Source organism: Streptomyces montanus, from assembly GCF_005786655.1.
Classification (GTDB): domain Bacteria; phylum Actinomycetota; class Actinomycetes; order Streptomycetales; family Streptomycetaceae; genus Streptomyces; species Streptomyces sporangiiformans.
The window spans coordinates 131,450-139,554 of the sequence record NZ_VBZC01000015.1 but is presented as its reverse complement, the minus strand read 5'-3'; the positions used below and the strand labels follow the sequence as shown (position 1 = coordinate 139,554).

The following is an 8,105-nucleotide window of genomic DNA, read 5'->3' as shown; positions in this document are numbered from 1 at the left end:
AGGGAGGCGCCTCCCTCTCCCGCCCTGCGCGGTCTCACGCTTCCGACTGAGGTGAGGCGAGGCGCCTCGGCCGAGGCGCCTCGCCTCACCTCAGTCGAGGTCGCTCTTCTTGATGTAGCCCGAGTCGACGAGCACCCGCTTGTAGTTGCCCTTGTCGACGCTCACCGGTTCGAGGAGGTACGCGGGGACGACCTTCTTGCCGTTGTCGTACGTGTCGCTGTCGTTGACGACGGGCTTCTTGTTGTGGATCACCGCGTTGACCATGTACGAGGTGATGAGCGCGAGCTCACGGGTGTCCTTGTAGACGGTCTCCGACTGCTCACCGGCGATGATCGACTTGACCGAGGGCACCTCGGCGTCCTGCCCCGTGACGATGGGCAGGGTCTTGCCCGCCTTGCCGTAGCCGTGTGATTTCAGCGCCTTGATGATGCCCAGCGACATGCCGTCGTACGGCGAGAGGACCGCATCGACGCGCTCGGTCCCGTAGTGGGAGTCGAGCAGGTCGTTCATGCGCTTCTGGGCCCTGACGCCGTCCCAGCGCAGCGTGGTGATCTTGTCGAGCTTCGTCTCCCCGGACCGCACGACGAGGTCGCGGTTCTGGATGTAGGGCCGCAGGACTTTCATCGCGCCGTCGAAGAAGAACTTGGTGTTGTTGTCGTCCGGGGAGCCGGCGAACAGCTCGATGTTGAACGGGCCCTTCCCGCTGCCGTTGACCAGTCCCAGTTGCTCGATGATGTGGTTGGCCTGCAGCTCGCCGACCTTCTCGTTGTCGAAGGTGGCGTAGTAGTCGACGTCGGGGGTGCCCAGGAGCAGACGGTCGTACGAGATCACGGGTATGTGGGCGGACTCCGCTCTTCGCAGGACGTCGTTGAACGAACGTCCGTCGACCGCGGCGATGACCAGTGTGTCCACACCCTGGTCGATCATGGTCTGCACCTGCTCGACCTGGGTCTTCGGATCGTCTTCCGCGTACTTCAGGGTCGCGCCGTAACCGAATTCCTTCATCTGCTTCACCATGTTCCGACCGTCGTCGATCCACCGTGGGGACTTCGTCGTGGGCATGGCTATGCCGACGCTCTTGTCTCCTCCGCTGCCCGCGTCGCCCTCCTCGCCGCACGCGGCGAGAGAGACGGAGACGACCGCGGACAGGACCGCGGCTACGGTGGTGCGGACGCGCATGCTCATCGTTCCTCACAGGGTGAAAGACATCCGCAGCGCGCGGTTCCAGGGCGGGCAAATCCCCAGGTGCGTCCCAGGGGTCGCGGCGCCGAGGCCGTACCGAGGCTGCGTGGCAGGAGTTCGGGGCGCCTCACCGGAGCGGTTCGCACGATTCATACGTCCTATGTGGTTCGCCAGGCGGACCGACGCCCGATACGTGGAGTTCTCCGGAGTCGGCTGTGATCGCCGGGTCGCGCTGAGGTTGTGCGAGATGGTGCGGCGAGATGGTGTAGCGTCAGACCGCTCGGTATGTGCATCGGCGCGGCCTTCCGCGAACACCCGCACACGAGCAGGCCGGGGTGACCGGCCTCACGCGCGCGGCCTCGAACATGGATGCGCGGCAGCGTATCCGGTTTTCGGCCCCCGCGGCGCCCCTCGTGTCACATTCGTTGCGAGGGCGCACGATGAACGAGACTCCGGGTCGTGGGGCGGTGCCCCTTCCTGAGATGTGACCTGGTCTTCCGCCTACGCTTCGTGCGCTGCCAGTTGAGCGACCAGGTGGTCGGCGAGCTCTCGAACCTGGGGCATCAGGCCGTCCCAGGACTCCCTCTCGTCTCCGAGGTAAACGGACCGCGCATGCGCCAGTACGGGTCGGTGCCGGGCCTGGAGGCGGTCGAGTACCCATGCGGCCGCCGCGTCCTTGGAGGTGATCGTCCCGGTCTCCAGGGTCGTCCGGATGCGCGCGAGGGTCAGCAGGACGTTGCGGGAGTCCGACTCCAGATCGGCGCGCAGCTCCGGCACGCCGGCGACGATCGCCCGCCGCAGGTCCTCGTGCGGTACGGGCGCGAGGACCTCCGCCGGGGGCGGGCCGGACCACGCGGCGTTCCCGAGCAGCACCATCGTGATCAGCGGTGCCAGATCGGGGGTCGGTGCCGGTGCCGGCACCACGCCCCGCTCGAACTCCTCCCGCAGCCACTCGCCGTAGAGGAACTCGCCGCGGGGCGGGTAGCGCCAGGGCTGGACATCGCTCTGGGCCACGACGGTGAGCTCGACCGGGCGGGCGGAACCGCTCCAGGCCCCGGCGCCGGAGACCTCGAGGAGCCCTTGGACCAGGGCCCGCCGCTCGCGCTCCGTCGTACGCCGCCTCAGGACCACGAACACGTCGAGGTCGCTGCTCGGCCTCAGGCCACCGAGTACGGCGGAACCGTGTGCGTAGACGCCGACGACGTCCGTCCCGAACAAACGGTGCACCAGACGCAGGACGTCCTCGGTCTGAGGTGAGCGGTCGGTCACGGTTCGGATCGTAGGGGCCGGGCGGCTTGCGGGCACGCCGATTTCGGACCGTTCCCCGGTCGTGGTGGTGACGGCCGGAGTGAACCGGGGAAGTCGAACCGGAGGAAGGTGCAATCCGGGTCAAGCCGAGGGCGGCGCATGGACACGAACGTGTGGGTGGTGGTCCTTCTCGTCGCGGCTCTGCTGGCCGCGATGCTCGCCGTGGCGGTCGCGCTGCTCGTCCGACTCGTCAGAACCCGGCGCGCTCTGCGCCGTGCCGGGTTTCCGACGGGCGCGCCGTGGGTCTTCTGGGGAGCCGTCGCCTACGTCGTCCTGCCGGCCGACCTCCTGCCCGATCCCGTCTACCTCGACGACATCGGCGTCCTGCTCCTGGCCCTGAGGTCAATGCGTACGTCCGCGGACCCGCGGCTCTGAAGCGGCCGTGCGTCTGCTTGGCTGTCTGGCTTCAGGCAGGTGAGTTCGAGGTTCGGGACGGTCACGGTCATGCGGGAACACATTCACCAAGTCGCCGACGGCGTTCATCTGGTGCACGGCAGCAACACCAACTGGGTGATCCTCACCGACGGTGACGCCGTCACCCTGGTGGACACCGGCTACCCCGGAGACCGAGAGAAGCTCCTCGCATCACTGTCGACGCTTGGCCACTCGCCCGAGGCGGTCACGGCCGTACTCATCACCCACGCGCACAACGACCACCTCGGCTCGGCCGAATACCTCCGCGGTACGTACGGCACGCCGGTCTACGCCGACGAGGCCGAAGTCCCGCACGCACGCCGGGACTTCCTCCACCAGGTGACCATCGGCCAGGTCCTGAGCAACGCCTGGCGTCCCGGCGTCGTGCCGTGGGCGGTGCACGCGCTGCGGTCCGGCGGCACCACCCACATCCCGGTCGCGAGCCCCCAGCCGTTTCCCACCGCCGGCCCTCTGGACCTGCCCGGCCGCCCCGTTCCCGTACCCACCCCCGGACACACCGCCGGCCACAGCGCCTTCCACCTGCCGGAAGCGGGGATCGTGATCTCCGGCGACGCGCTGGTCAGCGGTCATCCCACCTCGCGCGTCAAGGGACCGCAGTTGCTGCCTCTCATGTTCGACCGCGATCGACAGGGCACGGTGGCCGCGCTGGACGTCTTCGAAGCGCTCTCGGGTGACGTACTGCTGCCCGGGCACGGCCCGGTTCACCGGGGTTCCGTGCGCGAGGCGGCGCGGCGCGCGCGTGAGCGGGCGTCCTGACGGTCGCGGCTGTACGGGTTCGAGGCTGTACGGCTTCGAGGCCCTCGGCCCAGGACGTCCGACTGCCGCCGACGGTGAGCCGGGGAACCCCCACTCACCGGTGACACGTTGTCCCGGCAACGCCCTTCGGGGCGGGTACGGCGACCCGGCACCCCGACAGGCGGCAGCGCGATGAGTGAGTTGGTTCCCGGAGGCAACCTGCCCTTGCCGAGCGGCACCCTGACGCTTCAGGTGCCGGGTCCGTTCGACGTGTCCGCGCTCATCACCGACGACAGCGGCAAGGTGCGCGGTGACGGCGACTTCGTGTTCTACAACCAGCCGGCCGCTCCCGGGGCGCGGCTGAGCGGCGAGACGCTCAGCGTCGACCCGCCCGCGCTGCGGCCCGGGGCGAGCCGGGTCACCGTGGTCGTCAGTCCCGCCGAGCCCGGCACTCCCCTGGGCCGGCTTCCCGCCCCGAGCCTGCGCGTGGCCGGGCCCGGCGGCCGTGTTCTCGCCAGGTTCACCCCACCTCGCCCCCAGCGGGAAACGGTGCTGCTGCTCGCGGAGATCTACCGCCGCGGCACGACGTGGAAGCTCCGCGCACTGGGGCAGGGGTACGCGGACGGGCTCGCGGGCATCGCACGGGACTTCGGAGTAGCGGTCAGCGAGGACGCCGCGCCGGCGTCGGCGCCACCCGTCGGTGCCGGGGCGTCCGGCACCAGGGCCACGGGGCGATCGGCCACGGCGGCCGGAGGCGCTGGCGCCCCCTCCCCCGACGGCTTTCTCGGCATCGTCAACTCCGCGCGTGCCGCTGCCGGTTCCCCACCCGTGGCCCTCGACACCCGCCTCACCGCCGCCGCCCACGCGCACGCCGCCGGCATGGCGGCGCGGGGGCGCCTCGGCTCCGAGGGCGCGGACGGGCTCTCCCTGTACCAGCGCGTGACCGCGGGCGGGTACACGTATCTCACCGTCGGCGAGCACCTCGTCTCCGGTCCGCGCACCCCGGCCGAGTTCGTGGAGTACTGCCTTTCGGACGGGCAGTCCCGCGGCACGCTCCACGATCCCGCGTTCACCGAGGCCGGTGTGGCGTACGTCGCCGACAGCCGTTCCGGCACGCTCTACTGGACGGCGCTGTGGGCCCGCCCCTTCACGCCCGACGGGCTCGCCCGGACGGCCGCCGAAGTCATCGCGCTCACGAACGCCGAACGCACCTCGGCCGGGCTGCCGCCCCTGGCCCTCGATTCCCAGCTCACCGCGGCGGCGCAGGGGCACAGCGCGGACATGGTCGCCCGCGCCTTCTACTCCCACACCTCGCCCGACGGCAGTGAACCCTGGCACCGGGCCGCCGCCGCGGGCAGCACCCGGCGCACCATCGGCGAGAACATCGCCTGCGGCCAGCGCTCCCCCGCCGAGGTGGTACGCGGCTGGATGAACAGCCCCGGCCACCGCGCCAACATCCTCAAGCCGGCCTTCACCCACATAGGCGTCGGCTTCGCGGGCGGCGGCTCGGCGGGTACGTACTGGACCCAGCTCTTCGGCGCCTGAGCCGAAGAGCATCGCTCCGTATCGCCGCAGGTCAGAGGCCTGTTAACGGTGATGACAACGGTCACCGATGCAGCCTTTGCCGATCTCCGCGAGGTGCGCTTCACTGCGTGGAGTCGGCCACCGAATCCAGGGGGAAACAATGACCAGCGCACACCATGACCACGGGCCGGGCGGGCACGCCGGGCACGCGCACGGTGTGTCCGCGGACGCGGACCGCCGCTGGCTGGCGATCGCGCTGACCCTGATCGCCTCGTTCATGGCGGCCGAGGTTGTGATCGGTGTCCTCGCTCAGTCGCTCGCCCTGATCTCGGACGCGGCGCACATGCTCACCGACGCCGTGTCCATCGTGCTGGCGCTCGTCGCGATGCGGCTGGCCGCGCGCCCGGCCCGCGGCGGTTTCACCTACGGCCTCAAGCGGGCGGAGATCCTGTCCGCGCAGGCGAACGGGCTCACGCTGCTGCTGCTCGGCGCCTGGCTGGCGTACGAGGCCGTGCACCGGCTGATCGATCCGCCCGAGGTGGAGGGCGGGCTGGTGTTCGGTACGGCCCTGGCCGGGATCCTGGTGAACGTCCTGGCGGCCTGGTGCATCTCGAAGGCCAACCGCTCCTCGCTCAATGTGGAGGGGGCCTACCAGCACATCCTCAACGACCTGTTCGCGTTCATCGGCACCGCCGTCGCCGGTCTCGTCGTGCTGCTCACCGGGTTCGCGCGGGCCGACGCCATCGCGACGCTGGTCGTGGTCGTCCTCATGGTGAAGGCGGGCTACGGGCTCGTACGGGAGTCCGGGCGGATCTTCCTGGAGGCGGCGCCGGCGCATCTCGACCCGGACAGCATCGGGGACCGGCTGGTCGCCCACGACGCGGTGGCCGAGGTGCACGACCTGCACGTGTGGACGATCACCTCGGGCCAGCCCGCGCTGTCCGCGCACGTCCTCGTCGACCCCGTCGCGGACTGCCACACGGTGCGCCGGGATCTGGAGAAGACCCTCCAGTACGACTACGAGATCAGCCACACCACCCTTCAGGTCGACCACGCCCCGGCGGAGGTGCTCGAGGTCCGCACGAGCGCCGTCGACGACACGCACTGCGAGGCCCCGCACGGACCGGTGCACCGCCACGGGCCGCACGCCCACTGACCGGACCGGACCGGGGTCGGGGCGTGGATCGGGAGTGTGGCCAGGACGGCTACTGCGCGCTGGTGCCCCGCAACTTGCGTAGCTCTCCGCCGACTTCGGTGCGCAGGTCCTTGAGGAGGGCGGGCTTGGCGCCGATCGCCCACTTCGGGCCCACGAGGTACGTACCGCCATAGACAGCGGCGGCGTCGAGCCACGTCTCCTTGAACTTCTCCGCCGGGAACGTCGTGACGGTCCAGTCACCACGCGCGGTCCTGCACACGCCTTCACGGAGTTCGTCGGCCTCGATGCGGATCTCCGCCTTGCAGCCCGTCAGCGACGCGATCTTCTCGACCTTCGCCGGTGCCGGGGAGACGGTCTTCGGGCTCGGCTTGCTCTGCGATTTCGCGGAGTCGGCCGAACACCCCAACAGCAGGGGACTCAGCAGGGCGGCCGCCGCGACGGTGCACAGGGAGCGGAGGCGAGGGCTCGTCACCGTGGTTTCCTTCCTGGATTTCCTGGACAAGGACGGGATTCCACAGGGGATACGTGAGGCGGCGTCGGAGCGTTCAACACGGCCTGACCGCCCGTGATTCGCCGAGGGCAGAACGCGATCCCCTTCCCGACACGCGCCACACTCCTAGGCTGGAGAGGTGAGCAGCCACGCGTCGAACCAAGCCCGCGTCATTCCCCTGCGACCGGTTCGGACGGAGCCCGCCGGGCCCGCCAAGCCCGCCGGGCCGGCCCAACAGCCCGGGTCACCCGGGCCTGCCGTCAAGGAGCCGCTGTGGCGGGACGTCGTGGGTGACGTCCTGCGGCGCGAGCGGCTCGCTCAGGAACGAACGCTCAAGGACGTCGCCGACGCGGCCCGCATCTCGATGCCCTACCTCTCCGAGTTGGAGCGCGGCCGCAAGGAGGCCTCGTCCGAGGTCCTCGCGGCCGCCGCGCACGCGCTCGGCCTCGGTCTCGCCGATCTACTCTCCCTGGCCCACGGTCAACTCGCCCAGCCGGCACGGCCGCTCAGGGCCCGCACCGCACCCCGGCCCACCGAGGTGCAGTCGCGGCTGAGCCTCATTCGTCTCGCCGCCTGAGCGAGCACCGTCGTGCCCCGTAGGGGCGCGGGGAACCGCACGACCAGCGACGACGAACCCGCGGCTTCGAACCGGCCCTCCAGCGGAGAGCTCAGGCGGCGGCCACCAGCCGTCGGCTGAGCACCTCGTCGGCGAGTCCGTACGCCACGGCCTCCTGCGCGGTGAACACCTTGTCGCGGTCCATGTCGGCGCGCAGGGTCTCCACGGAGTGGTGCGTGTGCAGGGACAGCACCTCCTCAACCTGGGAGCGGATGCGCACCATCTCCTTGGCCTGGAGGCTGAGGTCGGAGACCGTGCCCCGGGCGCCGCCGCTCGCGGGCTGGCCGAGCAGCACCCGGGAGTGCTCCAGGACGAACCGCCGTCCTGGGTCGCCCCCGGCCAGGAGCACGGCCGCGGTCGAGGCGGCCTGTCCGACGCAGAACGTCGAGATGGGCGCGCTGACGAAGCTCATGGTGTCGTAGATCGCCATCAGCGAAGTGAACGAGCCGCCGGGCGAGTTGATGTAGATCGCGACCTCCCGCTCGGGCGCGGACGACTCCAGGTGGAGCAGCTGCGCGATGACGACGTTGGCGACGCCGTCGTCGATCTCGGTACCGAGGAAGATGATCCGCTCGGACAGCAGTCGGCTGTAGACGTCGTACGCGCGCTCACCGTGGGGGGTGCGCTCGACGACGTTCGGAATCGTGTACTGGGCCATG

General features: G+C 70.3%; 9 protein-coding genes. 5 read left to right on the top strand and 4 right to left on the bottom strand.

The window, feature by feature from the left end; genetic code table 11:
* Window positions 1-90: 90 nt before the first annotated feature.
* Both chvE and FE633_RS16050 read right to left on the bottom strand, forming a co-directional pair.
* Entirely contained in the window at window positions 91-1,185 is a 1,095-nt protein-coding gene (gene chvE, locus FE633_RS16055) for a multiple monosaccharide ABC transporter substrate-binding protein (protein ID WP_425473178.1), read from the bottom strand.
* A gap of 498 nt (window positions 1,186-1,683) precedes the next feature.
* The gene (locus FE633_RS16050; protein ID WP_138045819.1) at window positions 1,684-2,451 is read right to left on the bottom strand and encodes an aminoglycoside adenylyltransferase family protein; all 768 of its coding nucleotides are present in this window, start codon (window positions 2,449-2,451) and stop codon (window positions 1,684-1,686) included.
* A gap of 138 nt (window positions 2,452-2,589) precedes the next feature.
* On the opposite strand from FE633_RS16050, the gene FE633_RS16045 reads away from it, so the two are divergent.
* From FE633_RS16045 to FE633_RS16030, 4 genes are all read left to right on the top strand, one after another.
* The gene (locus tag FE633_RS16045; RefSeq protein ID WP_138045818.1) at window positions 2,590-2,865 is read left to right on the top strand and encodes a YkvA family protein; all 276 of its coding nucleotides are present in this window, start codon (window positions 2,590-2,592) and stop codon (window positions 2,863-2,865) included.
* Window positions 2,866-2,934: 69 nt separating this feature from the next.
* A complete protein-coding gene (locus FE633_RS16040) occupies window positions 2,935-3,681 on the top strand; it encodes an MBL fold metallo-hydrolase (RefSeq protein WP_138045817.1) in 747 nt (248 codons plus the stop codon).
* A 171-nt stretch (window positions 3,682-3,852) separates the two neighbouring features.
* The gene (locus tag FE633_RS16035) at window positions 3,853-5,205 is read left to right on the top strand and encodes a CAP domain-containing protein (RefSeq protein ID WP_138045816.1); all 1,353 of its coding nucleotides are present in this window, start codon (window positions 3,853-3,855) and stop codon (window positions 5,203-5,205) included.
* A 139-nt stretch (window positions 5,206-5,344) separates the two neighbouring features.
* Entirely contained in the window at window positions 5,345-6,340 is a 996-nt protein-coding gene (locus tag FE633_RS16030) for a cation diffusion facilitator family transporter (RefSeq protein ID WP_138045815.1), read from the top strand.
* Between the two features lie 49 nt (window positions 6,341-6,389).
* Here FE633_RS16030 and FE633_RS16025 read toward each other — a convergent pair whose 3' ends face one another.
* Entirely contained in the window at window positions 6,390-6,812 is a 423-nt protein-coding gene (locus tag FE633_RS16025) for a hypothetical protein (protein WP_138045814.1), read from the bottom strand.
* Window positions 6,813-6,969: 157 nt separating this feature from the next.
* Here FE633_RS16025 and FE633_RS16020 point away from each other — a divergent pair, with 157 nt between their 5' ends.
* Window positions 6,970-7,407 carry a helix-turn-helix domain-containing protein gene (locus tag FE633_RS16020; RefSeq protein WP_138045813.1) on the top strand — a complete coding sequence of 146 codons (438 nt, stop codon included), beginning with the start codon at window positions 6,970-6,972 and terminating at the stop codon, window positions 7,405-7,407.
* A gap of 91 nt (window positions 7,408-7,498) precedes the next feature.
* Here the strand turns inward: FE633_RS16020 and FE633_RS16015 are convergent, their stop codons facing one another.
* On the bottom strand, window positions 7,499-8,104 hold the full coding sequence (locus FE633_RS16015; RefSeq protein ID WP_138045812.1) for a ClpP family protease: 606 nt from the start codon (window positions 8,102-8,104) through the stop codon (window positions 7,499-7,501).
* Window position 8,105 lies beyond the last annotated feature (1 nt).

Bases quoted from the DNA above. Each gene is read 5' to 3' on its own strand.
- FE633_RS16045 (WP_138045818.1), top strand. From the start codon at position 2,590: ATGGACACGAACGTGTGGGTGGTGGTCCTTCTCGTCGCGGCTCTGCTG.
- FE633_RS16015 (WP_138045812.1), bottom strand. From the start codon at position 8,104: ATGGCCCAGTACACGATTCCGAACGTCGTCGAGCGCACCCCCCACGGT.
- FE633_RS16040 (WP_138045817.1), top strand. From the start codon at position 2,935: ATGCGGGAACACATTCACCAAGTCGCCGACGGCGTTCATCTGGTGCAC.
- FE633_RS16035 (WP_138045816.1), top strand. From the start codon at position 3,853: ATGAGTGAGTTGGTTCCCGGAGGCAACCTGCCCTTGCCGAGCGGCACC.
- chvE (WP_425473178.1), bottom strand. From the start codon at position 1,185: ATGAGCATGCGCGTCCGCACCACCGTAGCCGCGGTCCTGTCCGCGGTC.
- FE633_RS16030 (WP_138045815.1), top strand. From the start codon at position 5,345: ATGACCAGCGCACACCATGACCACGGGCCGGGCGGGCACGCCGGGCAC.